A 1008-nucleotide genomic window follows, 5' to 3' on the forward strand; every position below is an offset into this window, starting at 1 on the left:
GGCCACTGAAGCACGCCGCCAGATATGGGCGGCGATGGACGCTACCGACAAGGCACGGTTACGCGAAAGATGAATTATAGGGTGGCATTTTCGCCGGAAGCCATCCAGGATTTCAACGATCAATACGGCTATATTGTTTCCGACGCGGGTGTGCTTCGTGCGCGCAATTATGTCGGCAAGCTTTATGACTACTGCTTGAGTTTTGAGACGTTCCCCGAGCGCGGAATGCGCCGGGACGATATCGCGCCTGGGCTGCGCATTGTCGGCTATCGTAGACGCGCTACGATAGCCTTCCGCATTGATGGTGCCGAGGTCACGATTGTACGCGTGTTCCATCACGGCCGTAACATCGTCTTCGGCAGCGAACTAAACGACACCTAGCCCCGTCTACCCCTTCACCGCCACCACGAATATCCGCGGGAACCTCAGCAACACCCGTCCATCGGACATCTCAGGATAAGCCTTCTCCACCCGCCCGAGATAATCCGCCAGAAACGCCTCGCGATGCTGATCGCCGGCATGGTCGAGATAGGGGCGCAGACCGGTGGCCTTGACCCATTCGACAATCGCCGCCGCATCCGCCATCGGGTGATTGTAGGCAGTGTGCCAGATGTCGACGCGCTTGGCCTTGCCGATCAGCCGGGAGTAGTAGGTGGAGGGCGGTGGCAGCGGGTTGCGGCGGACGCTCTTGGCCTCGAAGGCGGCCTTCCAGGGGCCGGCATGGGCGGTCTCTTCCATCAAGAGATGCGTCGGCTCGGTCAGGTTGTCGGGCATCTGCACGGCAAGCGCGCCGCCGGGCGAAAGCCCATCCATCAGCCGGTCGAAGATATCGAGATGATTGGGCAGCCATTGGAAGACGGCGTTGGCGAAGAGCAGATCGACCGGCTCTTTCGGCTGCCAGCTCGAGAGGTCGGCCTCCAGGAAATCGGTGCCGGGCAGGCGCTTGCGCGCCGCTTCCAGCATGTTGAGATCGCTGTCGAGCCCGCTGACGCCGGAAGCGCCATAGCG

At 61.4% G+C, this 1008-nt stretch carries 2 protein-coding genes; one reads left to right on the plus strand and one right to left on the minus strand.

What is annotated here, in order from left to right; genetic code table 11:
- The first annotated feature begins 81 nt into the window (after nt 1-81).
- Nucleotides 82-381 (plus strand): type II toxin-antitoxin system RelE/ParE family toxin, encoded by a 300-nt coding sequence (locus tag B3605_RS09945; RefSeq protein ID WP_296433639.1) that lies wholly within the window; start codon nt 82-84, stop codon nt 379-381.
- Between the two features lie 6 nt (nt 382-387).
- On the opposite strand, the gene tam is transcribed toward B3605_RS09945, so the two are convergent.
- Nucleotides 388-1008 (minus strand): trans-aconitate 2-methyltransferase (gene tam, locus B3605_RS09950; protein WP_296433640.1); only part of this gene is annotated, 621 nt, incomplete at its 5' end.

The organism is Rhizobium sp. UBA1881, from assembly GCF_002338015.1.
Classification (GTDB): Bacteria; Pseudomonadota; Alphaproteobacteria; order Rhizobiales; family Rhizobiaceae; genus Rhizobium.